Raw genomic sequence first — 23,452 nt, 5'->3', positions numbered from 1 at the left:
CGTGGACCCCGAGAAGCCCGAGACTCCCGCCCGCAAGCAGCGCAGGCCCCTGGATCACGACCCGCGACCGCCTCATCGCACGGTGATCGCTCCGGCGCAGGGCCGGATCCTCGATCCGGCGACCGCCCTCATCGTCAACGGGGTGGTCCCGCGGCCGACCGTGTACGTCGGCCCCAGGCTGCTGATCTCGAAGTCGGTCGCCGTCGATGGGGCGATCGAGGTGCTTCGCTTCGTCGCCGAGCCGCTCGGGTGGGACGTCGTGCTCGAGCGGGAGGATCCGCGGACCGCGAACCTGAAGTTCGGCTACCTGCCGGCGCGACTGGTCGTCGCGTCGAACCGAGCCACGATCGCGCCCGATGCCTGGACGCTGTTGCAACAGACCCGGGCGCAGTTCGGGGCCGAGGCGGTCAAGGGCGTCAGTCTCGACCACCTGGTGGCGCCGTCGATCGGAGGAAACCCGCTGCATCACGGTGAGCCTCTCCACCATGGTGAGCCGCTGCACCACGGTGAGCCTCTCCACCATGGCGAGCCGCTGCACCACGGTGAGCCTCTCCACCATGGCGAGCCGCTGCACCACGGCGAGCCCATGGCCGATGCACGCCGTTCCCTTGCGGTCGAGTCGTACCTGAGAATCGGTCTAGGCGGACGCCAGCCGGTCGCCTACGTCGGTGAGCCGCCGCTCCGTCGACCGGACGAGGCCATCAACGGGCGCCGTCCGGTGGTCGCCATCCTCGACACCGGGTGCGGCTCGCACCCGTGGCTCGACGGCATCGTCCAGGAGAACGTCACCCTCGACGGGCAGCCCATCGGATACTCCGATGCGACGTCGATCGCGCCGGAGGACGACGGGGACCAGTCCGGTGCGCTCGATGGCTCCATCGATCCGCTCTCCGGGCACGGGACCTTCATCGCCGGCCTGATCCGTCAGCGCTGCCCCGACGCCGACATCATCTCGTGGCGGATCATGCCGTCGGACGGGCCGATCGTGGAGTCCGATCTCGTGGCGACGCTCGCCCAGATCGCGGAGCTGGCGCGCCGGCACCGCGCCGGCGAGCCAGGCGGCCACGCGATCGACGTGCTCAGTCTGTCGATGGGCTACTACCACGAGACGCCCGAGGACGAGCTCTTCGATCCGACGATGTACGCCATCCTCGAGGAGATGGCCCGCAACGGCGTCGCCGTGGTCGCCTCGGCGGGGAACGACGCCACCAGCCGGCCGTCGTTCCCAGCAGCCTTCGCCCGATGGTCCGAGGGGGTCGGCCCGATCCCGTTCGACTCCTCGATCGCACCGATCGTGTCCGTCGGTGCGCTCAACCCGAATCGGACGGAGGCGATGTTCAGCAACACGGGCCCCTGGGTGAGCACCCGCGCGGCGGGCGCCTCCGTGATGAGCACGATGCCCGCGTTCCGAGGCGGGTACGAGCCGGTGGCACGGACGCGCGTGTTCAACCGGATCCGGGAGGCGATCGACCCGGACGACTTCCGTGGCGGGTTCGGCGTCTGGACGGGCACGTCGTTCAGCGCGCCGATCGTCGCCGGAGACGTCGCGGCCGCGATGGTGGAGGCTCCCGAGCCTGTGGGCGCCCCCGTCGATGCGGCAACGGCGGTCACCGCAGCATGGAACGCGGTGTCCACGGCGACCGGTCTGGCGCGATCATGAGGGCGTGAGCTCCCTCCAGGTCCTGCACGAACGCGGCGCACACGCCGCTTACCGTGGACGGCACCGGGTGGCGCGCCGCCTCCTCGAGCAGGCTCGCGCTGATGCCGTCCGCACGGGTGAGGCTCACTCGGACACGGGTGTTCGCATCGCAGCCAGCCTCGCTTATGTGCTGTCCGAGATGGGCGAGCACGCCGAGGCGATGGGCCTGTGTCACGAGGTCCTCTCCTACGACGACGTCGACGAGTCCAGCCGGGGCGGGCTGCATGCGCAGCTGGGCCTGATCCTGATGCTGCGAGGCGAGACCTCGCCCGCGATGGAGCACTTCGACGAGGCGCTGATGCGGCTCGACGAGTCGAGCCGCATCGCCAACGTCTATCTCAACCGTGGGAACGTCCATCTCCAGCGGAGGCAGGTCGTCGCCGCCGGCGCCGACTTCGAGCGCTCCTTCGCGGCCTTCCGTGAGGCGGATGACGCGTACGGCGCAGCCAAAGCGCTGCACAATCTCGGCTACACCCACTTCCTCGCAGGTGATCTCGTCGCCGCGCTGCGGGACTTCGCCACCGCCTACCCGACCGTCGCGGCCGAGGGCCCGGTCATGACGGCCATGGTCGAGCAGGATCGAGCCGAGGTGCTCACCGCTGCGGGGCTCCACGAGGAGGGCGCCGTGGCCCTGGCTGCTGCGGCGACCGCGTACGGGCGACGCAGGCTCTACCAGCGGCGTGGCGAAGCCGAGCTGGCGCTGGCGAGAAGCCTGGTCGCCCGCGACCCGCGGGCATCTCGCGAGGCGGCTCGGCTCGCCCTTCGTCGGTTCCGGCGCACCGAGGCACGCGCGTGGGAGGTGCGCGCCGAGGCGACCCTGCTGACCGCGGAGGTCGAGTCCGGAGGACGAGGGCCCGCGCTGGCCAGGCGGGGGGCGGACCTGGCGCAGGAGCTGGACGACCAGGGCCTGCGTTGGGACGCGGCGTTGGCCCGACTCGGTGTGGTCCAGGTGCTGACCCGTCGCGGTGACCTTGCCGGCGCCAGGTCCTCCCTGCGACTCGTCGGCTCGACACGGCGCGGCCCGATCGGGGTACGCCTGACCGATCGCGACGTGCGGGCCGAGCTCGCCGCTGCCTCGGGTCGGCGGGCCGACGCCCTCCACCACGTGCGCGCCGGACTGGCCGACCTCCACGAGTGGCAGAGCTCGTTCGGCTCGCTGGATCTGCAGACGGGGGTAGCCGGACACGGCGTACGCCTCGCCGCGCGGGGTCTGACCCTCGCGGTCGCATCTGGCCGGCCGCACGTCCTGTTCGAGTGGTCCGAGCGCGCCCGGATGCTCGCGAGCCGGGTGCAGCCGGTGCGGGCGCCCGAGGACGAGCAGATCGTCTCCGACCTGACCGAGCTCCGCGAGATGGCCGCGGAGGGTGGCCAGCGCGATCCGGAGCGCGAGGCCGAGCTGCGGCAGCGGGTCCGCGAGCGGGCGTGGCAGCACCGAGGGTCGGGCGAGGTGGACGAGCCGGCGACGCTGGACGAGCTGCGGGGGAGCCTGGACGCGGACACCGCGTTGGTCGCGTACGTCGCGACCGCCGCGCAGGTGGTCGCGCTGGTGGTGACGACGGAGGAGACGGCGTGGGTCGACCTCGGGAAGCGGTCGGCCATCACGGACCCGCTGGGCGGCCTGCTTCCGGACCTGGACGTTGCCGCGGCGGAGATGCCCGACGCCATGGGGCGGTTCGTCCGGCAGGAGCTGGCGAACCGGCTCCAGGCGTTCTCCGAGCGCCTGGTCGCGCCGGTACTCGAGGCAGTCGGCCGGCGGAGTGTCGTGCTCACGCCGTCGGGCGTGCTCGCTGGTGTGCCGTGGACCCTGCTCCCAGGCTTCACCGGTCGCCCGGTCACCGTCGCCCAGAGCGCGACGTCGTGGCTGGCACGGCGTACGACGCCGTTGCGGTCCGCGTCCGCCGGGTTCGTGGCGGGCCCGCGGGTCGCGCGCGCGGAGGACGAGGTCACCGCTGCTGCGAAGGAGTGGAGCGACGCGCGGGTGCTGACCGAGTCGGCCGCGACCGCCGATGCCGTCTGCGAGCTCGCGGAGAGCGTCGACGTCCTGCACGTCGCCGCCCACGGCCGGCACTCGGCGGAGAACCCGCTGTTCTCGGGTCTCCAGCTCGCCGACGGACCGTGGTTCGGCTACGACATCGACAGGCTGCGGCGTGCGCCCGACGTGGTGCTGCTCTCGGCCTGCGAGGTCGGCCGCTCGAACGTGCGCTGGGGCGAGGAGCTGCTCGGCATGACGACCGCCTGGCTGCACGCCGGCGCCCGCTGCGTGATCGCGTCGCCCGCCGCGGTCAACGACCAGGCGGCGTACGACGTCCTGGTGGCCGTGCACCAGCGGCTGGCCGCCGGGCTCGAGCCCGCCGCCGCACTGGCGGAGGCCGTGCCGGCCGTCTCGGCCGACACCGCTCCCGTGCCACTGATCTGCTTCGGCTGACGTATCAGGCGATCTGGGACGCGCTCCTCCTCCACGTCACCCAGCGACGAGGAGAGCCACGAATGTCGGTCACGACGAAGCCAGCCCCCACCCAGGTCCTCCATGACCCCCAGCCGGGTCACGTCCTCACGGTCACGCCGGGGACCCGGCTCGCGGTGAAGTTCCGCCGGCGCGGGCTCGGGCTGAGCCGCTGGCACCTCATCGACCGACCCGGCCACCTGGTGCCGCTGGAGGAGGGCGACCACGGGTTCGTGTTCCTCGTGTTCGGGCACCACCACGCCGACGACCGGCCGCTGCGGCTCGTGCGGCGCCGGGTCGACCGGCAGGGGTGCGACGAGGTCCGCGACCTCGTCGTCCTCGTGCCCGATCAGTACACCTAGCCCAGGCGCGAGCGGAGCCACTCGGTGTCGGCCGTGTGCTCGGTCGCGCCGCCCGGGGTCTCGAGCACCACGGGCGCACCGGCGTCACGGATCACGGCCGCGAGCAGGTCCGGGTCGATCCTGCCGGCGCCCAGGTTGGCGTGCCGGTCGGCGCCGGTGTCGAACTCGTCGCGGCTGTCGTTGCCGTGCACCAGGTCGATCCGGCCGGTGATCTTGCGGACGTCGTCGACGATCGTCTCGAGCGGGTTGCCGCCCGCGTGCGCGTGGCAGGTGTCGAGGCAGAAGCCCACCTGGTCGAACTGCTCGGTCGCCGCGATCGCGTCCCACACGCCGGCGATCCGGTCGAGGTAGCGCGTCATCGCGTTGGTGCCGCCGGCGGTGTTCTCGATCAGCAGCGGCACCTTGATGTCGGTCGCGTCGATCGCCTTGCGCCAGTTGTCGAACCCCTTGGCCGGGTCGTCGTCGTCCTGCACGTGGCCGCCGTGCACGATCAGGCCCCGTGCGCCGATCGACGCGGCGGCGTCCATGTGCTGCTGGAGCAGCTTGCGGCTCGGGATCCGCTGGCGGTTGTTCGTGGTGGCGACGTTGATGAGGTACGGCGCGTGCACGTACAGCCCGACGCCCGCGGCCTCGGCGTCCGCCTTGAGCGCGTCGGCGCCGCCGTCGTACCTGAAGACCGGTCCCTTGTAGCTCTGCGGGTCGCCGAGGAAGAGCTGCACGTGCGGTGCGTTGCGGGCCTTCGCCTCGGCGATCGGGTCGGTCTGGTCGACGTGGGCGCCGATCGCGATGCTCATGGAACCAAGCCTAGGCGGCGCCTCCGACGTACCCCGGCACGTCCTCGACCCGGTGCCAGACGGGGATGCCACGCTCCCGCGCGATCGCGACGTCCTGGTCGGCGCCCGTCGAGTCACCGGGCAGCCGGAGCACGCCGTCGCAGTGCTGGAGCAGCCGGTGCGCGGTCGGGTACATCACCTGCTCGGCCATCGGGTCGAGCGGTCCGGCGGCGCCGGCGCTGCTCAGCACCGGCAGCGCCACCCACTCGCCGATCATCGGCACGTGCCCGGCCCGGAACACCGGCCAGGCTGCGGTCTCGAGCGCGGTCAGGTTGGCCGCCATCAGCTCGGGGTCGTCACCGGTCCCGGAGCGGTAGGGGCCGGCGATCAGGATCAGCAGGGGCGTGGTCATGATGTCGACAATAACGTGCAGAAACGTGCAAAAACAAGTACGAACGTGCAGGATAGGGTGTGCCCCGTGCTCGCCGCCCAACGCAAGGACCTGATCCTCACCACGCTCCGCGCCGACGGCCGTGTGGTGGCCAAGGACCTGGCCGCGGAGCTCGGGCTCTCCGAGGACACCATCCGCCGCGACCTGCGCGAGCTCGCCGCCGACGGCCTCCTGCACCGCGTGCACGGCGGGGCGCTGCCCGCCTCCCCGGCGGTCGCCGACTTCGCGACGCGCACCTCGATCGGCACCGGCGCCAAGGCCGAGGTGGCGCGGACGGCGGCCGCGCTGGTCCGGCCCGGCCAGACGGTCGTCCTCGACGGGGGTACGACGGCGCGCGAGCTCGCCCGGCAGCTGCCCCCGGACCTGCGGGCCACCGTCATCACGCACAGCCCGACGATCGCGGTCGAGCTCGCCACCCACCCGACCGTCGAGGTGATCATCATCGGCGGCCGGCTGTTCAAGCACTCCGTGGTCGCCGCCGGCGCGGTCGCGCACGAGGCGATCGGCCGCGTCAGCGCCGACGCCTTCTTCCTCGGCGTCACCGGGATCCACCCGACCGCCGGCCTGACCACGGGTGACGCGGACGAGGCGGCGATCAAGCGCGCCTGGTCCGAGCGCTCGGCCGAGACCTACGTGCTCGGCAGCGGCGAGAAGATCGGCGCCGCCTCGGCGTTCGAGGTGATCCCGCTCGCGGCCGCGACCGCGGTCATCACCGACTCCGGCGCCGACCCGCGCGGTGTCGCGGAGCTGCGCGCCGCAGGCGTCGAGATCCTCAGCTGAACGCGCGCGCGAGCACGTCGAAGTCCGCGTTCCCGCCGGTCTGGACCACCGCGACCCGCCGGCCGGCCACCCGGTCCCTCTCGGCGAGCAGTCCGGCGAGCGCGAGCGACCCGGCCGGCTCGGGCAGGTTGTGGGTGCTGCGGTACAGCAGCGCCATCGCCTCCGCGGCCGCCTCCTCCGACACCCGCACGATGCGCGCCGCGCCGGCCACGATCCGGCGTACCGCCTCCGGGTCGGGCGTCCGGCACGCGACCCCGTCGACGAACGTGTCCGCGGACGGCGTCGGCACGACCTCGCCGGCCTCGAAGGACAGGGCGTACGCCGGCGCGTTCTCGGCGACGACGCCCACGATCTCCGTGTCGCGGCCGAGCAGGTCGCGGACCGCGATGTTCGCGCAGATCCCGGAGCCCATCCCGACCGGCACGTAGACCACGTCGAGGTCGGGGACGGCCTCGTGCAGCTCGGCGGCGTACGTCGCCACGCCCTCCACCAGCCACGGGTGGAACGGTGGCACCACGGTCAGCCCACGCTGCTCGGCGAGCCTGCCGGCGTGCTCGAGCGACTCCTGGAAGTCGCGCCCGTGGACGACCACCTCCGCGCCGAACGCCTCGGTGGCGGCGTTCTTGTCGGGCGAGTTCCCCTCGGGGACCACGATCGTCACGGGGACGCCGTACCGGCTCCCGGCGAACGCCAGGCTCTGGCTGTGGTTGCCGCGGCTCGCGGAGATCAGGCCCGGGGTATTGGTGGTCCGCGCGCAGAGGTTCACGCCGCCGCGGACCTTGAAGGCGCCGGTCGGGTTGTGGTTCTCGTGCTTCACCCACGTCTCGGTGCCGGTCGTGCGCTCGAGCAGCGGCCAGCGGCGGGCGGGCGTCGGCGGCACGTGCTCGGCGACCCGTTCGCGGGCGGCGGCGAGGTCGGCGAGGTCCACCCGGCCACGCTAGCGAGGGATCACAACAGCAGGAACAGGTTCGCCACCACGCACGCGGCGATCACGACCAGCGACGCCGCGATCACGGCGTTCGCCCACCGGTGGCGCGGCGTGGGTGGTTCGCCGAGCCGGTCCGGCACCTCGGGCCACAGCCGGTCGTGGGGGACGTCGATCCGGCGCAGGCGGGCCAGCGCCTCGGCGGCCGTCGGCGGCCGGCGCTCCGGGTCGGGATCGGTCAGCGCGTCGAGCAGCGGCCGCAGCGGGCCGGTCCGGTCGCCGAGGAGCTCGCCCGCGACGACGCCGGCGGCGTACAGGTCCTGCCGCGGGTCCGGCGGCGCGCCGGCCGCCTGCTCCGGCGGCATGTACCGGTCGGTCCCGACCACGCCGGGGCCGCGGGTGAGCCGCACGTCGTCGAGCACGACCGCGACGCCGAAGTCGCCGAGCCGCAGGTGCGGTCCGCCGGGCTCGAGGAGGAGGTTCGCGGGCTTCACGTCCCGGTGCACGATGCCGGCGGCGTGGACGGCCTCCAGCGCCTGGAGCAGCTGGTCGAGGAGCACCGCGACGTACGACGGGGGCAGCGGGCCGTGCTCGGCGCGCAGCGCCTCGAGGGAGCCGCCGCGGACCAGGTCCATCGTGAACACCACGCGGTGGTCCTCGGCCGCCCACCCGGTCGGCGCGACCACGTGCGGGTGCGCGATCCGGACCGACTGCTCGCGCACGAACCGCAGCAGCATGCTGCTGTCGTGGGCGCCCAGTACCTTGGCCGCCACCAGCTCGCCGGTGCGCAGGTCGCGGGCCCGCCAGACCGAGCCCATCGCCCCGGCGCCGACCTGGTCGAGGAGGTCGTAGCGGCCGGCGACCGGCGGGAGCGTCGTACGGTGGGACACGGCCTGCTCCTACCCCGTCGGCGACGAATTCATGGGTCGGCGCGCCCGCTGCTAGCCTTGGGCGTTCTCTGCGTCCTCCCTCCGACGGGTGGCGCGAGAGCAGACGCATTTTCCTCCTGCCACGGAGAGTCCGTGGCCGCCTAGCCCACAGGAGGTGGAGAACGACATGCGTGCCTACGAAGTGATGGTCATTCTTGACCCGAGCATCGAGGAGCGGACCGTCGAAGGTTCGCTCGACAAGTACCTCAACGTGATCCGTAAGGACGGCGGCTCTGTCGAGTCCGTCGACGTGTGGGGACGCCGCCGGCTGGCCTACGAGGTCAAGAAGAACGCCGAGGGCATCTACGCCGTCATCACGCTGAACGCCGAGCCCGCCACGGTCAAGGAGTTCGACCGTCAGCTCACCCTCAACGAGTCCATCCTCCGCACGAAGGTCATGCGTCCCGACGCTCACTGATTGACCTGTGGAAGACCACTTCCCTCCGTCGGTGCCAGCGGCAACGATGTGCGGACGTGGTCGGACGACTCTGATCAGAACCAACGCTTAGGGAGCATTCATGGCAGGCGAGACCGTCATCACGGTGGTCGGCAACCTCGTCGACGACCCGGAGCTGCGCTTCACCCCGTCGGGTGCGGCCGTGGCGAACTTCCGGATCGCGTCGACGCCGCGCACCTTCGACCGCCAGACCAACGAGTGGAAGGACGGCGACGCGCTGTTCCTCTCCTGCTCGGTGTGGCGCCAGGCCGCGGAGAACGTCGCCGAGTCCCTGCAGCGCGGCATGCGCGTGATCGTGCAGGGCCGCCTGAAGCAGCGCTCCTACGAGACCCGCGAGGGTGAGAAGCGCACGGTCGTGGAGCTCGAGGTCGACGAGGTCGGCCCCGCGCTCGCGTTCGCCACCGCCAAGGTCACCCGGGCCTCGCGCTCGGGTGGTGGCGGCGGCTACGGCGGCGGCCAGGGCGGCGGCCAGGGCGGCGGCCAGGGCGGTCAGCCCCGGCAGCAGCAGTCCGGCGGCGACGACCCGTGGGCGACTCCGGCTCCTCAGCAGGGTGGCGGTCAGGCCGCGCCCGCGAACGACCCCTGGGGTGCCCCGGGCGTCGGCTCGGACGAGCCTCCGTTCTAACGCTCCGTGCCTCGCGAAGCGAGGCACGGGCCAGGCGGGACGGTCGAGGAGCGCCAGGACTGAGCGAAGCGAAGTCCTGACGCGCGTATCGAGACCAGGCCAGGTTCTGATCCCAGCAACACCACCATCCGTTCACCCTCAACCATTCCGGCTCCGGCCGGGCTTCTAGAAAGGAAGCACCACAATGGCCAAGGCAGTGATTCGCAAGCCCAAGAAGAAGGTTTGCCAGTTCTGCAAGGAGAAGGCGACCGGTGTCGACTACAAGGACACCGCCCTGCTCCGCAAGTTCATCTCCGACCGCGGCAAGATCCGCGCGCGTCGCGTGACCGGCAACTGCGTCCAGCACCAGCGGGACGTCGCCATCGCGGTCAAGAACGCTCGCGAGGTCGCCCTGCTGCCCTACACCTCCACCGGTCGCTGAGAGGAGCCGAGAACATGAAGCTCATCCTGACTCAGGAAGTCACCGGTCTCGGTGCCCCCGGCGACGTCGTCGAGGTGAAGGACGGCTACGGCCGCAACTACCTGGTTCCGCGCGGCCTCGCGCTGCGGTGGACCAAGGGTGGCGAGAAGACCGTCGAGTCGATCAAGGCGGCCCGCTCCTCGCGTGCCGTCCGCGACCACGACCACGCCGCCCAGATCAAGGCCAAGCTCGAGGCCTCGGCGGTCAGCGTCAAGGTCCGTTCGGGTGCCGGCGGCCGGCTCTTCGGTGCGGTCACGACCGGCGAGATCGCCGGCGCGCTGACCGAGGCATCGGGCGAGCAGGTCGACAAGCGCACGATCGTGGTCAAGAACCCGATCAAGTCGCTCGGCTCCCACGAGGTGTCGGTCAAGCTGCACGACGAGGTGTCCGCCACGGTGGCCCTCAACGTCATCCCGGCCTGACCTCAGCTCAGCGCAGCGGCAACGTTCCAACGTCAGGGGCCGTCCTCCTCCGGGAGGGCGGCCCCTGACGCGTTGTCGAGGTGACCTCCACTGACGTGGAGATCAGACCGTCGCGCCGGTGACCATCCACGCGTCGCCGCGAGCCCGGAGCAGCAGCACGACCAGGCGGGCGCCCATGAACACCACGGTGAACACCGCCCACAGCGCGACCAGCCCGGCCGAGGCCGCGGCGAAGGCCAGCACCACCGGGGCGTACACGACCAGGGTGAGCAGCCCGGCCCACGCGAGGTACCGCCCGTCGCCGGCGCCGATCAGCACGCCGTCCAGCACGAACACCACGCCGGCGACCGGCTGGCCCAGGGCCGCGACGAGCAGCACCGGAGTGAGCAGGTCGAGCACGGCGGCGTCGCCGGTGAACAGCCGGCCCAGCACCGGGCTGACCAGGGCCAGCAGCAGCCCCGTGACCACCCCGCTCCACACGCCCCATCGCACCATCCGGGCGGTGAGCTCACGGGTCCCGGCGACGTCGCCCGCGCCGAGCGCGCGCCCGGTGATCGCCTGGGCGGCGATCGCGATCGCGTCGAGCACGAACGCGAGGAACCCCCAGATCGTCATCGCCAGCTGATGGGTCGCGAGGTCGACCTCCTGGTCGCGGGCGCCGACCGCGGCGAGCGTCACGGCGTACGTCGTGACGAGGAGCGCGGCGCGCAGGGTCAGCGTGCGGATGACGAGCGGTACGCCGGCGCGGCCCGCCGCGCGGATGCCCGGCAGGTCGGGGCGGAGGGGGGCGCCGTGCCGTCGGGCCGCGCGCACCACGACCACGACGAACGCCGCGGCGCTCGCCACCTGGGCGAGCACCGAGCCGAGCGCGGACCCGGCCAGGCCGAGCCCGACCGGGTAGACCAGCACCAGGTTGAGCACGATGTTGAGCGCGTTGCCCGCGACCGCGACCACCAGCGGGGTCCGGGTGTCCTGCAGGCCGCGCAGCACACCGGTCGCGGCCAGCATCACCAGCAGCGGTCCGGTCCCGAGGAACGCGATCCGCAGGTACGTCGCCGCCAGGTCGGTGACGTGGTCCGAGACCCCGAACAGGCTGACGAGCGGGTGCGCCAGGAGCACCCCGAGCACGGTGACGACGCTGCCGATGGCCACCGCCAGCCAGAGCCCGTCGATGCCCTGGGTGAGCGCGCCCCGCAGGTCCCCCGCGCCGAGGTGGCGCGCCACGCTGCCGGTGGTGCCGTAGGCGAGGAAGACGCACAGCCCGACCATCGTCTGGAGGACCACCGCGGCGAGCCCGAGGGCGGCCAGCTCGGCGGTGCCGAGGTGGCCGACGATCGCGGCGTCGGTGAGCAGGTACAGCGGCTCGGCGACCAGGGCCAGGAAGGCCGGGACGGCGAGCCGCAGGATCTCCCGGTCCCGGCTGTCCTTCACAGGCGCAGCCTAGTCATCGTAAGAGACAGGGCTCTCATCTGACTCCTACCTGACTAGTCCTCAACACCTGTGGATGACAATGGGGATACCGCGGATCGGACGCTATGTCGACAAAGCGTCCGGTGGCCGTGAGATGGCCTCCAGGTGAACCGCGCTTCGGTGCGAACTATTTTCCGCCCACAGCTGTGAAAACGCGTTCACGCAGGTCAGGCCGTGGTTTCGGACCGCCGCGCACGTTCTGTCCACAGGTTGTCCCCATCTGGGTACACACGCCGCCGCGTGTCGTCCACGGGGCCGCACCAGTTATCCACATGCCCTGTGGATACGGCACTTCCGAAGACATAGCCCGGCGGCATAGCGTCGCACGCGATGGACGGGGGAGACCCCGCGCTGGGCCGAATCGTAGAGGCGGCGCAGACGACGGATCCTCGTTGTCGGCGCCGCCTCCTAGTGTTCGAACAGATGATCGAGACGAGCCGGTCGAGAGGGCGAGTGTGAGCGTCGAACAGGATGCACGGGGGATCCCCGAGCCGCCGATGGACGAGTGGGGCGACGGGCCCGCGCCGTACGAGCCCGGCGAGCGGCCGACCTCGCCGGGTGACCGCACGCCGCCGCAGGACATGGCCGCCGAGCAGTCCGTGCTCGGCGCGATGCTGATCTCGAAGGACGCGATCGCCGACGTCACCGAGGCGATCCGCGGGACGGACTTCTACCGGCCCTCGCACGAGACGGTGTTCGACGCGATCATCGACCTCTACGGTCGCGGCGAGCCGGTCGACATGGTCACCGTCGCCGCCGAGCTCCAGCGTCGCGGTGAGCTCCAGCGGGTCGGCGGCGCGTCGTACCTCCACACGCTCTCGGCCAACGTGCCGATCGCGGCGAACGCCGCCTACTACGCCGAGATCGTGCGGGAGAAGGCGATCCTGCGCCGGCTGGTCAACGCCGGCACCAAGATCGTCCAGATCGGCTACGCCGGCGAGGGCCAGGTCGACAACATCGTCGACGAGGCCCAGGCCGAGGTCTACAAGGTCACCGACAAGCGCGCGGCGGAGGACTACGCCCCGCTGAGCGACATCATGGACGGCGTCCTCGACGAGATCGAGGCGATCTCCAACCGAGAGGCCGGGATCTACGGCGTGCCGACCGGGTTCGCGGACTTCGACGACCTGACCAACGGCTTCCACGGCGGGCAGATGATCATCGTCGCCGCGCGTCCCGCGATGGGCAAGTCCACGCTCGCGCTCGACTTCTGCCGGGCCGCCTCGATCCACAACAACCTCACCAGCGTCTTCTTCAGCCTCGAGATGACGCGCTCCGAGATCACCATGCGCCTGCTCTCGGCCGAGGCGAAGGTGCCGCTCAACCACATCCGCAACGGCAACATGAACGACGACGACTGGGCCAAGCTCGCCCGCAAGATGGGGGAGGTCTCGTCGGCGCCGATGTTCATCGACGACTCCCCGAACATGACGATGATGGAGATCCGGGCCAAGGCCCGCCGGCTCAAGCAGCGCCACGACCTGCGCCTGGTCGTCATCGACTACCTCCAGCTGATGACGTCGGGCAAGAAGGTCGAGTCCCGCCAGCTCGAGGTCTCGGAGTTCTCCCGCCAGATCAAGCTGCTCGCCAAGGAGCTCGAGGTCCCGGTCATCGCGCTCTCGCAGCTCAACCGTGGTCCCGAGCAGCGCGCCGACAAGCGGCCGATGGTCAGCGACCTGCGTGAGTCCGGCTCGATCGAGCAGGACGCCGACATGGTCGTCCTCCTGCACCGCGACGACGTCTACGAGAAGGAGTCGACCCGCCCCGGCGAGGCCGACCTGATCGTCGCCAAGCACCGCAACGGCCCGACCCGCGACATCACCGTGGCCTTCCAGGGCCACTACTCGCGCTTCGTCGACATGGCGCACTGACCGGCGGATCAGTGCGGGCGAGGGTCGACGCTCGCGGGTGCCGACGACTCCGCCCGCTGTCGCTCCATGGCCGCGAGGCCGCATTGGTGCAGCAGCCATCCGCCGACGACCAGCAGGGCGCCGAAGACCAGGAACGCCACGTCCCACGAGGAGGGTGACCCGGCGTCGTCGCGGACGTGATGGATGCCCAGGAGGTGGTGGTCGACGATCCCCTCGACCAGGTTGAAGACACCCCAGCCGACCAGGACCAGCCCGACGTGGAACGACCAGCTCGGGGCGAGGCGCCCTTGGCGCCATGCCGTGATGGCGGTGATCGAGCCGGCCAGCAGGAAGATCCAGGTCGCCACGTGGAAGAGACCGTCGGCCAGCGTGTTGACCTCGAGCCCCGCCACGGTGTCGGTCGGGTAGTCCTCGACGTGGCTCACCAGGTGATGCCACGCTCGGCCCTGGCGAGCAGGTACCCGTCAGGTACCGATCCCTGCAGGTGCGGGCAGCACCAGGTGCAGAGTCCTGCGCATCGAGCGTCAGCGAACTCCGGACTCACCCATGACCGGCAGCGTGCTGGCCGCCGCTGCCGCCGGTCTCCTCGCCGCCGACCGAGTCGCCGACCGAGTCGGCGATCGAGACGACCAGGCCGCCCAGCATGAAGGCGACGATGACAGCGACCAGCGCGCCGGTCCCGAACGACGGGATGAATCTGCGGGCGCCCACGGCCTCGGCCGCGTCGCCGTGGAAGCGGTGGGTGAGGGCGTGACCCTTGCCGCGCGCCAGGAGGTACCGGTTGACCGGCCAAGCGGCGAAGAACGCCACGGTGAGCGCCAGCATCATCGCGAGCCAGAAGACGGGGTTGACCAGCCCCGCGTCCATCGCGCCGGGGATGACGGCCATGACGGCGTTGTCGACGACCTCCATCGTGGCGATGGAGAGGGTGTCGGCGGCCAGCACGACGCTCAGGGCGGTGCCGACGCCCAGCCCGGCCTTCAGCAGCGGCAGCGTGGACAGGGTGTAGCCGAAGGCGAACGCCAGGCCGACCGCCAGCACGACGGTCCACGCGGTGCTCAGCCCCAGCGCGGTGCCGATCATCAGGCCGGCGATCTCGCCGATCGCGCAGCCGGTGAGGCAGTGCAGGGTGGCGCTGATCGCCATGGTGTTCACGTTGCCGTGGCCGGTGTGGTCGTGACCGGCGTGGTGCACGTGCTGGTTCGCCTCGCTCATCGCTGGCTCCGCCCCTCGATCGTGTCCTGTGACAGGAACGATACCCCTAGGGGGTATATTCCCCACGTAGGCGGCGCCGGTCCGGAGACCGCGCGGACTACGTGCGGCGCGTGATGCCGAGCTCCGGCTCGCTCGCCAGGATCGGCGTCATGACCCTCCTCGACACGCCGTCCGACCTCCGCCGCGCCGCCGCCTGCCTGCAGCCGGTGCTCACCGACCTGCTCGAGCTCCAGGCGCAGGCCAAGCAGCTGCACTGGTGCGTGGTCGGACCCGGGTTCGCCTCGCTCCACGCGACGCTCGACGCGGTCGCCGGCGAGGCTGCCGCCCGCGCCGACGAGCTCGCGGAGCGGATGCGGGCGCTGGGCGGCGTCCCGAACGGGCGGACCGCGGACGTCGCCGCCGGCACGACCCTGGCTCCCGCGCCCAGCGGAGAGGTCCCGGTCGACGTGGCCGCTGCGCACGTCGTCCGCGGCATCCGCCGGGCGGTCGCCGCCGTGCAGGCGGCACGCGAGGAGGTCGAGCGGCTGGACCCGGCCAGCGTCGACCTCCTCAACGGCGCGATCCTCGCCGTCGAGAAGGTCGCCTGGCTGGTGGCGGCCGAGGGCTACGCCCGCTGACCCAGCGGCGTCAGCGTCCAGGAGTAGTCGTGCACCTGGTCGTTCATGCCCTCGACGACGCGGTGGCCGGTGACCGCACCCGTGTCGTCGAACTCGAACTCCAGTCCGCCGACCATCTCCTTGGCGTCGACCGGGGTGCTGCGGCCCTCGATGACCTCGTCGGGACAGGTCCAGGTGCTGTCGTCCGCGGAGTACGGGCCCGCCCAGTCCCACTCGTAGGTGCCGGCGGCCGGGGTGATCCAGAGGCCGACGCTGAGGTCGCCGTCGTCGAGGGTGCCGGAGCCGGTGATGGTGCAGTCGTCGTTGAACCCCTCGACCGAGTAGGTCCCGGTGGCTCCGGGGTCAGCCCGGAACTGCACCTCGCCGTTGTACTCGTGCCGGGCCGACAGCACGGTCGTGAACGACCAGGTGGTGATCTCCTCGTGCTCGCCGGGGGCGGGCAGGTACGACGTGACGCCGCGGAAGGTCACCGTCCAGCGCTGGGGCAGCCCGTCGCCGCGGCAGGAGATCTTGGTCTCGACGTCGGCGGCGCAGGTGTCCGGGTCGTCCGGCGTCGGCAGCTGCGGGCCCGGCGTACCGCCGTCGCAGACGTCGGTGCCGTCGCCACCGGAGCAGGAGTCGATGCCCGTGCCACCGCTGAGGTCGTCGTTGCCGGCGCCGCCGGTGATCTTGTCGTTGCCGGCGCCGCCCTCGGCCGTGTCGGCGTACGGGCCGCCGGTGATCTTGTCGTCGCCGTCCCCGCCGTCGAGCAGGGTGGTGTCCGCCTTCGTGGTCAGCTTGTCGTTGCCGGCCTCGCCGAGCAGCGCCACGATGTCGGCCTCGGCGGCGAGGCTGTCGTTGCCGGTGCCACCCCAGAGGTGGTCGCCGCCGCCGGGGCCGGAGCGCAGCACGTCGTTGCCGGCATCGCCGTGGAGGACGTCCCGACCGCCGCCGCCGTCGATCCGGTCGTTGCCGGTGCCGCCCTCGACGGCCTCGTCGTCACCGCCGCCGGCCCGCACCACGTCGTCGCCGCGGCCGGCGTCGATCGTGTCGGCGTGGTCGCCGCCGGTGATCTCGTCCTTGCCGGCACCGCCGTCGAGCAGCGCGGTCTCGCCGATGGTGCTCAGCGAGTCGTTGCCGGCACCGCCGAGGAGCGCCTCGATGTCGCCCTCGCCGACGATGACGTCGTTGCCGGGACCGCCGTACAGGTGGCCGCCCTCGCCGCCGCCGGAACGGACGGTGTCGTTGCCGGCGTCGCCCTTGAGGATGTCGGCGCCCTCGCCGCCGCGGAGCAGGTCCTTGCCCTCGCCACCGCGTACGTCGACGTCGTCACCGCCGCGCGCGTCGAGCTCGTCGTCGCCCGGACCGCCGTCCATGTGGTCGGGGTGGTCGCTGCCACTGAGGAAGTCGTTGCCGGGCCCGCCGGTGAGCAGCGTGAACCGGCCGTCCGCGAACAGGTCGTCGTTGCCGTCGTCGCCGAGCAGCGCGTCACCGTCGCCGTGGGCGAACAGGGTGTCGACCCCGGTGCCTCCCCACAGCGTGCTGGTGCCGTCGGCGCTGGAGCGCAGCGTGTCGTTGCCGGCGTCGCCGCAGATCACGTCGTTGCCGCCGCCCCCGTCGATCTCGTCCGCGCCGCCGCGGCCGACGATCACGTCGTCACCCGCGGTGCCGACGATGTCGTCCGGGCGGTCGGTGCCGACGATGGTGGCGACGAAGACGTCGCACTTCGGCTTGGCGGGTCGCGCGTCGGCGGGGGTGAGGCCGGGGGTGGCGGCCACCAGGAGGACGCCCAGCAGCAGGGTGCCGGGGCGGCGGAGGGTGCGGGTCACGATCGGTGCTCCAGTTCGGGTCTGTCGGGTGATGACGACAGACTCGTCGGAGCCCCTTGAAGCCGACTGGGAGCCGACTTGAGGCTGGGGCCGGGGAGTCAGTCCCGGGGCCAGGGCCGCCCGTCGAGGCGCTCGATGTCGGTGTTGAAGCGGCGCAGCAGCGCCGCGAAGGTGTCGACGTCGCCGTCGGTCCAGTCGACGAGCACCCGGCGCAGGCCGGCCATGTTCGCGTGCCGGTCGGACTCGAGGCGGTCGGCGCCGACCTCCGTGAGCCGGAACTTGCGGGCCAGGCCACCCTCCGGATCGGGCACGCGCTCGACGTACCCGGCCTTGGTCATCGCGGCGGTCTGCCGGTTGAGCGTGGAGACGTCGAGGCCGAGGGCGTCGCTGAGCTCGCCGATCGACATCGGCCCCTGGGCGTTGATCCGGGTGAGCAGCGTGTAGGCGCTGCGCTCCAGGCGCTCCTCGGAGCCGGAGAAGCGGCGGTGGGGCATGAGGTAGCGGCCGAGCAGCGTCGTCTCGCGCTCGAGCTCGTCGTAGCGGTCCCGCATGCACCCTCCTGTGTCGCGCGTCAGCCTAGGGCCCGTGCGACGTGGATCACGCGGAGCCCAGATTGTGCATCATGCACATCATATGTATCGTACACAAACGTGTCCCAGGTCCTGTCCCGCCCCGCGAGCCCCGCCGCCCCGGTCCGTCCCAACGCGATCGTCGTGGTCCTCGCCTTCGCGGGCATCACCGCCGCGGTCATGCAGACCCTGGTCATCCCGCTGATCGGGGACCTCCCGCGGCTCCTGGACACCAGCGCCTCCAACGCGTCCTGGATCATCACCGTCACCCTGCTCGCCGCCGCGATCGCGACGCCGATCAGCGGCCGCCTGGGCGACCTGTACGGCAAGCGCAAGATCATGCTGATCTGCGCGCTCTTCATGGTGGCCGGCTCCATCGTCTGCGCGCTGGCGCCGTCGGTGACGCTGATGATCGCCGGTCGCGCGCTCCAGGGCGCGGCGATGGGCGTCATCCCGCTCGGCATCTCCGCGATGCGCGACCTGCTGCCGCCCGAGAAGCTCGGCTCCTCGATCGCCCTGATGAGCGCCTCGATGGGCATCGGCGGCGCGCTGGGCATGCCGGCCGCCGCCGCGGTCGCGGAGTACTCCGACTGGCGCGCCCTGTTCTGGGCCTCCGCCGTGATGGCCATCGGCGTGCTCGCGCTGATCTGGTTCCTGGTCCCGGCCGCGCCGGTCACCTCGACCTCGCGCTTCGACCCGATCGGCGCCGTCGGCCTCGGCCTCGGCCTGCTGTTCCTGCTCCTCGGCATCTCGAAGGGCGCCGACTGGGGCTGGGACAGCACCACCACCGTCGGCCTCCTCGTCGGCGCGGTCGTCGTGCTGCTCGCGTGGGGCTGGTTCGAGCTGCGCACGAGCGACCCGCTGGTCGACCTGCGGGTCACCGCCCGCCCGGTCGTGCTGCTCACCAACGCCTCGTCGCTGGTCATCGGCATCTCGATGTACGCCCTCGGCCTGATCGTCCCGCAGCTGATGATGCTGCCGACCGAGACCGGCTACGGCCTCGGCCAGGACATGCTGCAGATGGGCCTGTGGATGGCGCCCGGCGGCTTCATGATGATGTTCGTGTCGCCGCTCGGCGCCCGGCTCTCCCATGCCCGTGGCCCGAAGGTCACCCTCGCCCTCGGCGCGGCCGTGATCTCGATCGGCTACCTCGCTGCGATCGTGCTGATGGGCTCGACGTGGGGCCTGATGGTCGCGGTCTGCGTCGCGAACTCCGGCGTCGGCTTCGCGTACGGCGCCATGCCGGCGCTGATCATGGGCTCGGTCCCGATCTCCGAGACCGGGTCGGCGACGAGCGTGAACACGCTGATGCGCTCGATCGGCACCACGATCTCGGCCGCCGTCATCGGCGTCGTGCTCGCCCAGATGACCACGAGCTTCGGGGGCGTCGAGATCCCGAGCGAGTCCGGCTTCGTCACCGGCCTGCTGATCGGTGCCGCGGTCGCCGCGCTCGCGTCCCTGATCGCGGTGCTGATCCCGACCAAGGCGAGCCGGGCAGCCGAGGACGCGATCGAGCACGCGGTCCCGCTGGTCGACGAGCCGGAGCTAACGCGCCGGTAGGTAGCAGACCAGCGTGTGGTCCCCGGCGTTCCAGCCGACCGGGCTGCGCCAGGTGGCGTACCACGTGCGGGACTTCCGCGCCCCGGGGCAGTGCGCCGTGGCGTAGCTCAGGAAGCCGGACGTGGTGCGGTAGCCGCTGCCCGGCACCGGGAGCACCTTCGCCACGCGGTGGGTGTGCCGGCCGGAGCAGCTGCTCTCGTCGAACCCTGCGGCGCGGACCTGGAGGCAGCGCTGGACGTTGCGCGGCAGGGTGTCGCGCTTCAGCAGCGGGGTCGCCCCGACCGGGAGGAGCTCGCGGTAGGTGCGCCGGTTGACGTCGCACCGCAGCCAGCTCGCGCCGTGGGCGCGCTGCTCCTCGGTCGGGATCCAGTACGACCACAGGTACGCCGACCGTGCGATCACCCGCCACGACCGGCCCACCGCGCGCTTGAACGCCGGCACGCAGTACGCCGTCTGCGCCGCGGCGAGGTCGGCGCTGCCCTCGCTCCAGTCGGTGCCGGCCGGCAGCTGGACCGACGCGACCACCAGGGCGGTGTGCTTCGTCGCGCAGTCGACGGCCGGGCTCGGCTCGCTCTGGTACGCGAGGGCGGCGTACGTGACCTGGTGGCACTCGCCCACGAGCGGCATCTGGTACGCCGGACCGTCCACCTCACCACGGCCGCCGCGGTCGCCGGCGTGAGCCGGGCCGGCGAGGGATCCGGCGACGAGCGCCGTGGCGAGGACGAGCGTGCGGATCACGACAGCGCCACCGACTCCAGGCGGTCGCGCATGGACCGGTAGGCCCGCTCGTACACGCTGTCGTCGCCGAGCAGCGAGCGCAGGTTCGCCGCGTCGAGGAACGCCGTGAGGTCGAACGCGAGCTGGGCAGGGTCGACCGACGGCTCGATCTCACCGGCCTCCTGGGCCTGCGCGACGGTCTCGGCGATCAGCCGCACCCACTCCTCGTCCACCTGGGCGAGCGCGTCGCGCACGGCACCGGGTCGGGCGGCGTACTCGTGCGACGCCCGTGCGAAGAAGCAGCCGCCGGGGAACCGGCGGTCGCTGGAGTAGGCCAGCCACCCCTCGAGCAGCGTGCGCAGCCGTTCGTTGCCCGGCGGGTGCGCCAGCGCCGGCTGGATCACCGTGGTCACGAAGATCGCGCGGGCGGCCCGGATCGTGGCGAGCTGGAGCTCCTCCTTGGTCCCGAAGTGGGCGATCAGACCGCTCTTGCTGATGTCGAGCTCGCCGGCCAGCCGGCCGATCGAGAGCCCGTCCAGCCCGTCGACCGACGCCACGTCGACGGCGCGACCGAGGACCACACGGCGGGTCTGGTCACCGCGGCGGAGGCGGCCGTCGGTCACCTGCTGGTCCATGGGTCACAGCCTATGTCGGAGGTCTGGTGGGGAGGGACAAACAAATAGTACGATCGTTCGTATTGTTTTTTCATCCCGGGGAGGGACCCATGACGCAGACCCTGAACCCGCCGCAGCGAGCCCACGGCGTGCCGGCCGCGATCGGCACCACCCTGAACGCCACCGCCCGGGTCGCACCCGGCCTGGGGGGCCGGCTCGCGCTCGAGCTGTGGCGCCGACCCGGCAAGCCGGTCCCGGTCCGCGACGACGAGCGCGAGGTCCACGACGCGGCCCGCCGGGACCGCATCGGTCCGGTCGTCACCTACGCCTGGGGCGACGGCCGCCGCCCCGTGCTGCTGGTGCACGGCTGGGGCGCCCGGGCGTCGCGGTTCGCCGCCGTCGTGACCGCGCTGCTCGACGCCGGCCTGAGCCCGGTCGCGTACGACGCGTGGGGGCACGGCGCGTCGCCCGGGGCGGTCGGCACGATCCTCGACCACCAGGCGGTGATCGAGGAGATCGCCCGGCGGCACGGACCGTTCGAGGGCGTCGTCGCGCACTCGTTCGGCGTCCCGGTGTCGCTGTACGCCGTGCGCGAGGGTCTCGCCGCCGACCGAGTGGTGGCCATCAGCGGGATGGGCGACTTCGGGTTCCTCGTCGACACGTTCTGCGCCACGCTCGGCGCCTCTCCCACGGTCAACCGCGAGCTGCGCCGGGCCATCGAGCGCACCTGGTTCGCCGGCGACCCGAGCATCTGGGAGCGCTTCTCGGTCGGCCGCGCGCCCGGGCGCGAGCTGCTGGTCATCCACGACGCCGGCGACCGGGTCGTCGACCGGGGCCAGTCGGACCCGATCCTCGGCGCGTACGGCGCCGACGCGACCCTGCTGGAGACCACCGGGCTCGGCCACAACCGGATCCTGCGCGACCCCGACGTGGTCGCGGCGACCGTCGGGTTCCTGGACACATGAGCGCGCTGCGGATCCGGGCCGCGACCCGGCGCGACCGCCCGGCGCTGGTCGCCCTGCTCTCCGGGCTGTCCGCGGAGTCGGCGTACCAGCGCTTCCAGACCGCGATCGGCGCGCACCCGTCGCGCCCGGTGGTCGACGGCCTGCTGCCCGAGGCGACCCGGGGCGTCGCGCTGCTCGGGTTCGTGGGCGGCGAGCTGGTCGCGCACGGGATGTGGGCGCGGGCCGGGCGGGCCGCCGAGCTCGGCATCCTGGTCGCGGACGGTCACCAGCGGCAGGGGTTCGGCTCCGAGCTGGCCACGGCGCTGCTCGCCGACCTGGCCGCCCGCGGCATCGAGCAGGTCGAGGTCTACACCGGTGCCGGCAACCGCGCCGTACCCCGGATGGTGGCCCGGCAGGCGCCGGGCGCCGACCGGACGCTCGACGGTGCCAGCGTCAGCTGGACCTTCCCGGTCGAGCGGCGGCGCGTGGTCGCGGCCTGACAGTCTTGGCCCATGACACACGTGGAGGTCCGCCCGTACGCCGCCGCCGACCGCGCCGGCCTGGTCGCGCTGTTCGACGGCGCGGGCGAGGGCGCGCCCGGGTCCGAGGTGTGGGGCCACACGGAGTCGCTCAACGAGGTGTACCTGACGCCGTACCTCGACCTCGAGCCGGAGTCGGCGTTCGTCGCGGTGGTCGACGGACAGCTCGCGGGCTACCTGGTCGGGTGCGTCGACGACAGCCGGTTCCCCAGCGAGGAGGAGCGGCTGACGGCGGTGATCAAGAAGTACCGGCTGTTCCGGCGGCGTGAGTCGCGGCGGTTCTTCGTCCGGGCGGCCTGGGACGCGCTGGTGCTCAAGGTGCGCCGGGAGCCGACGGCGGGGGAGCTCTCCGACCCGCGCTGGCCCTCGCACCTGCACATCGACCTGCTGCCGGTCGCGCGCGGCACCGGCGCGGCCGACGGTGTCATGAACCTGTGGTTCGACCGGCTCCGCGAGGTCGGGTCGCCCGGGTGCTACCTGCAGACGTCGGCCGAGAACACCCGGGCGGTGAAGTTCTTCGCGCGGATGGGCTTCGAGAAGCACGGCGACAACCCCGTCGTCCCCGGCTCACGCCACGACGGGAAGCGGATGCACCAGCAGACCATGGTCTGGACGACCGACTAGCTGTACCCAGCCATCAGGTTGGTCGCAGTCGGCTGATGGGTGGGAGCCCTCCGAGTGCGCTGTGGCGGCGTTGAGTGTTGTAGTACTCGAGCCAGGGCGCAAGTGCAGCGGCGCGCTCGGCGTTGTCGGTGAAGACCTGCCGGTAGGCCCATTCGGTGAGCAGGGTTCGGTTGAGTCGCTCGACCTTCCCGTTTTGCCAGGGGCAGTGCGGCCTGATGAACACCTGCCGAATGCCGTGGACCGCACATGTCTCGCGCAGCGAGTATCGGTAGGCCCAGGCGTTGTCGGTCATCAGGCGCTCGATCTGAGCGATGCCGGCCGCGGCGAAGTCGGCGATGGCGCGTTCGAGAAATCCTGCACAGGTGGGGCCCTTCTCGTCGGGCAGACTTTCGGAGTAGGCGTAGCGGGAGTGGTCGTCGACCAGCGAGTGGACGTAGTCGAAGCCGACCCGGGTGGACCGGTCGCGCTGGATCGACCCGTCGCCGCGGCCCAGGGCACGCCAGCCGCCGCCGTCGGGGATCCGGGCGAGCTTCTTGACGTCCATGTGGGCCAGCTCGCCGGGTCGCTCGCGTTCGTAG

General features: G+C 72.1%; 26 protein-coding genes. 14 read left to right on the top strand and 12 right to left on the bottom strand.

The features are described from left to right. The first annotated feature begins 1 nt into the window (after position 1). From MJ604_RS24235 to MJ604_RS10445, 3 genes are all read left to right on the top strand, one after another. Positions 2–1,660 carry a S8/S53 family peptidase gene (locus tag MJ604_RS24235; protein ID WP_243058283.1) on the top strand — a complete coding sequence of 553 codons (1,659 nt, stop codon included), beginning with the start codon at positions 2–4 and terminating at the stop codon, positions 1,658–1,660. Positions 1,661–1,826: 166 nt separating this feature from the next. Continuing rightward, on the top strand, positions 1,827–4,124 hold the full coding sequence (locus MJ604_RS10450) for a CHAT domain-containing tetratricopeptide repeat protein (RefSeq protein ID WP_243058282.1): 2,298 nt from the start codon (positions 1,827–1,829) through the stop codon (positions 4,122–4,124). A 62-nt stretch (positions 4,125–4,186) separates the two neighbouring features. Beyond that, entirely contained in the window at positions 4,187–4,504 is a 318-nt protein-coding gene (locus MJ604_RS10445) for a hypothetical protein (protein WP_243058281.1), read from the top strand. On the opposite strand, the gene MJ604_RS10440 is transcribed toward MJ604_RS10445, so the two are convergent. Together MJ604_RS10440 and MJ604_RS10435 are read right to left on the bottom strand one after the other, a co-directional pair. After that, the gene (locus MJ604_RS10440) at positions 4,501–5,298 is read right to left on the bottom strand and encodes a deoxyribonuclease IV (RefSeq protein WP_243058280.1); all 798 of its coding nucleotides are present in this window, start codon (positions 5,296–5,298) and stop codon (positions 4,501–4,503) included. The two genes, MJ604_RS10445 and MJ604_RS10440, sit on opposite strands and share 4 nt — an antisense overlap. Positions 5,299–5,308: 10 nt before the next feature. Next, positions 5,309–5,689 carry a DUF4406 domain-containing protein gene (locus MJ604_RS10435; protein WP_243058279.1) on the bottom strand — a complete coding sequence of 127 codons (381 nt, stop codon included), beginning with the start codon at positions 5,687–5,689 and terminating at the stop codon, positions 5,309–5,311. Between the two features lie 66 nt (positions 5,690–5,755). Here MJ604_RS10435 and MJ604_RS10430 point away from each other — a divergent pair, with 66 nt between their 5' ends. Beyond that, the gene (locus MJ604_RS10430; protein WP_243058278.1) at positions 5,756–6,508 is read left to right on the top strand and encodes a DeoR/GlpR family DNA-binding transcription regulator; all 753 of its coding nucleotides are present in this window, start codon (positions 5,756–5,758) and stop codon (positions 6,506–6,508) included. Here MJ604_RS10430 and MJ604_RS10425 read toward each other — a convergent pair. Together MJ604_RS10425 and MJ604_RS10420 are read right to left on the bottom strand one after the other, a co-directional pair. After that, positions 6,501–7,436, bottom strand: coding sequence for a threonine dehydratase (locus tag MJ604_RS10425; protein WP_243058277.1), 936 nt, complete (start codon positions 7,434–7,436; stop codon positions 6,501–6,503). The two genes, MJ604_RS10430 and MJ604_RS10425, sit on opposite strands and share 8 nt — an antisense overlap. Positions 7,437–7,456: 20 nt before the next feature. Beyond that, positions 7,457–8,323, bottom strand: coding sequence for a serine/threonine-protein kinase (locus tag MJ604_RS10420; RefSeq protein ID WP_243058276.1), 867 nt, complete (start codon positions 8,321–8,323; stop codon positions 7,457–7,459). A 166-nt stretch (positions 8,324–8,489) separates the two neighbouring features. Between MJ604_RS10420 and rpsF the strand changes: the two genes are divergently transcribed. The 4 genes from rpsF (at position 8,490) to rplI (ending at position 10,326) form a co-directional block, all read left to right on the top strand. Next, entirely contained in the window at positions 8,490–8,780 is a 291-nt protein-coding gene (gene rpsF / locus MJ604_RS10415; RefSeq protein WP_028643766.1) for a 30S ribosomal protein S6, read from the top strand. A gap of 100 nt (positions 8,781–8,880) precedes the next feature. Beyond that, on the top strand, positions 8,881–9,444 hold the full coding sequence (locus MJ604_RS10410; protein ID WP_243058275.1) for a single-stranded DNA-binding protein: 564 nt from the start codon (positions 8,881–8,883) through the stop codon (positions 9,442–9,444). Between the two features lie 184 nt (positions 9,445–9,628). After that, the gene (gene rpsR, locus MJ604_RS10405; RefSeq protein WP_011758085.1) at positions 9,629–9,865 is read left to right on the top strand and encodes a 30S ribosomal protein S18; all 237 of its coding nucleotides are present in this window, start codon (positions 9,629–9,631) and stop codon (positions 9,863–9,865) included. A 14-nt stretch (positions 9,866–9,879) separates the two neighbouring features. Beyond that, positions 9,880–10,326: a 50S ribosomal protein L9 gene (gene rplI / locus MJ604_RS10400; RefSeq protein WP_243058274.1), complete on the top strand. Its 447-nt coding sequence runs from the start codon at positions 9,880–9,882 to the stop codon at positions 10,324–10,326. A gap of 102 nt (positions 10,327–10,428) precedes the next feature. Here rplI and MJ604_RS10395 read toward each other — a convergent pair whose 3' ends face one another. After that, positions 10,429–11,757 carry an MATE family efflux transporter gene (locus MJ604_RS10395; protein WP_243058273.1) on the bottom strand — a complete coding sequence of 443 codons (1,329 nt, stop codon included), beginning with the start codon at positions 11,755–11,757 and terminating at the stop codon, positions 10,429–10,431. A gap of 620 nt (positions 11,758–12,377) precedes the next feature. Here MJ604_RS10395 and dnaB point away from each other — a divergent pair. Continuing rightward, positions 12,378–13,667: a replicative DNA helicase gene (dnaB, locus tag MJ604_RS10390; protein WP_374458350.1), complete on the top strand. Its 1,290-nt coding sequence runs from the start codon at positions 12,378–12,380 to the stop codon at positions 13,665–13,667. Positions 13,668–13,675: 8 nt separating this feature from the next. On the opposite strand, the gene MJ604_RS10385 is transcribed toward dnaB, so the two are convergent. Together MJ604_RS10385 and MJ604_RS10380 are read right to left on the bottom strand one after the other, a co-directional pair. Next, positions 13,676–14,095, bottom strand: a complete 420-nt coding sequence (locus MJ604_RS10385; protein ID WP_279235796.1) for a DUF2243 domain-containing protein — start codon at positions 14,093–14,095, stop codon at positions 13,676–13,678. A gap of 112 nt (positions 14,096–14,207) precedes the next feature. Next, complete coding sequence (locus tag MJ604_RS10380; RefSeq protein ID WP_243058271.1) at positions 14,208–14,882, bottom strand: DUF4396 domain-containing protein; 675 nt, start codon at positions 14,880–14,882, stop codon at positions 14,208–14,210. Between the two features lie 149 nt (positions 14,883–15,031). Between MJ604_RS10380 and MJ604_RS10375 the strand changes: the two genes are divergently transcribed. Continuing rightward, positions 15,032–15,499: a Dps family protein gene (locus tag MJ604_RS10375; RefSeq protein ID WP_243058270.1), complete on the top strand. Its 468-nt coding sequence runs from the start codon at positions 15,032–15,034 to the stop codon at positions 15,497–15,499. Here MJ604_RS10375 and MJ604_RS10370 read toward each other — a convergent pair. After that, positions 15,487–17,307, bottom strand: coding sequence for a calcium-binding protein (locus tag MJ604_RS10370; RefSeq protein ID WP_308194128.1), 1,821 nt, complete (start codon positions 17,305–17,307; stop codon positions 15,487–15,489). The two genes, MJ604_RS10375 and MJ604_RS10370, sit on opposite strands and share 13 nt — an antisense overlap. Positions 17,308–17,405: 98 nt before the next feature. Further along, positions 17,406–17,858: a MarR family winged helix-turn-helix transcriptional regulator gene (locus tag MJ604_RS10360; RefSeq protein WP_243058269.1), complete on the bottom strand. Its 453-nt coding sequence runs from the start codon at positions 17,856–17,858 to the stop codon at positions 17,406–17,408. 99 nt (positions 17,859–17,957) lie between these two features. Here MJ604_RS10360 and MJ604_RS10355 point away from each other — a divergent pair, with 99 nt between their 5' ends. Then, positions 17,958–19,436 (top strand): MFS transporter, encoded by a 1,479-nt coding sequence (locus MJ604_RS10355; protein WP_243058268.1) that lies wholly within the window; start codon positions 17,958–17,960, stop codon positions 19,434–19,436. On the opposite strand, the gene MJ604_RS10350 is transcribed toward MJ604_RS10355, so the two are convergent. Next, positions 19,422–20,174, bottom strand: a complete 753-nt coding sequence (locus tag MJ604_RS10350) for a septum formation family protein (protein ID WP_243058267.1) — start codon at positions 20,172–20,174, stop codon at positions 19,422–19,424. The two genes, MJ604_RS10355 and MJ604_RS10350, sit on opposite strands and share 15 nt — an antisense overlap. After that, positions 20,171–20,788 (bottom strand): TetR/AcrR family transcriptional regulator, encoded by a 618-nt coding sequence (locus MJ604_RS10345; RefSeq protein ID WP_243058266.1) that lies wholly within the window; start codon positions 20,786–20,788, stop codon positions 20,171–20,173. The genes MJ604_RS10350 and MJ604_RS10345 overlap by 4 nt, the downstream gene beginning before the upstream one ends. An 89-nt stretch (positions 20,789–20,877) precedes the next feature. Between MJ604_RS10345 and MJ604_RS10340 the strand changes: the two genes are divergently transcribed. The 3 genes from MJ604_RS10340 to MJ604_RS10330 are packed head-to-tail and all read left to right on the top strand — an operon-like array spanning position 20,878 to position 22,874. After that, entirely contained in the window at positions 20,878–21,732 is an 855-nt protein-coding gene (locus MJ604_RS10340) for an alpha/beta hydrolase (RefSeq protein WP_243058265.1), read from the top strand. Continuing rightward, positions 21,729–22,211, top strand: a complete 483-nt coding sequence (locus tag MJ604_RS10335) for a GNAT family N-acetyltransferase (protein ID WP_243058264.1) — start codon at positions 21,729–21,731, stop codon at positions 22,209–22,211. The genes MJ604_RS10340 and MJ604_RS10335 overlap by 4 nt, the downstream gene beginning before the upstream one ends. A 12-nt stretch (positions 22,212–22,223) precedes the next feature. Then, positions 22,224–22,874: an N-acetyltransferase gene (locus tag MJ604_RS10330; RefSeq protein ID WP_243058263.1), complete on the top strand. Its 651-nt coding sequence runs from the start codon at positions 22,224–22,226 to the stop codon at positions 22,872–22,874. Positions 22,875–22,887: 13 nt separating this feature from the next. Here the strand turns inward: MJ604_RS10330 and MJ604_RS10325 are convergent. Then, the coding region (locus tag MJ604_RS10325; protein WP_243058262.1) for an integrase core domain-containing protein at positions 22,888–23,452 on the bottom strand (565 nt) is incomplete at its 5' end.

The organism is Nocardioides sp. SR21, from assembly GCF_022761125.1.
Taxonomy (GTDB): Bacteria; Actinomycetota; Actinomycetes; order Propionibacteriales; family Nocardioidaceae; genus Nocardioides.
The sequence above is the reverse complement of the archived record's forward strand: the minus strand, read 5'-3'. Positions and strand labels throughout refer to the sequence as shown.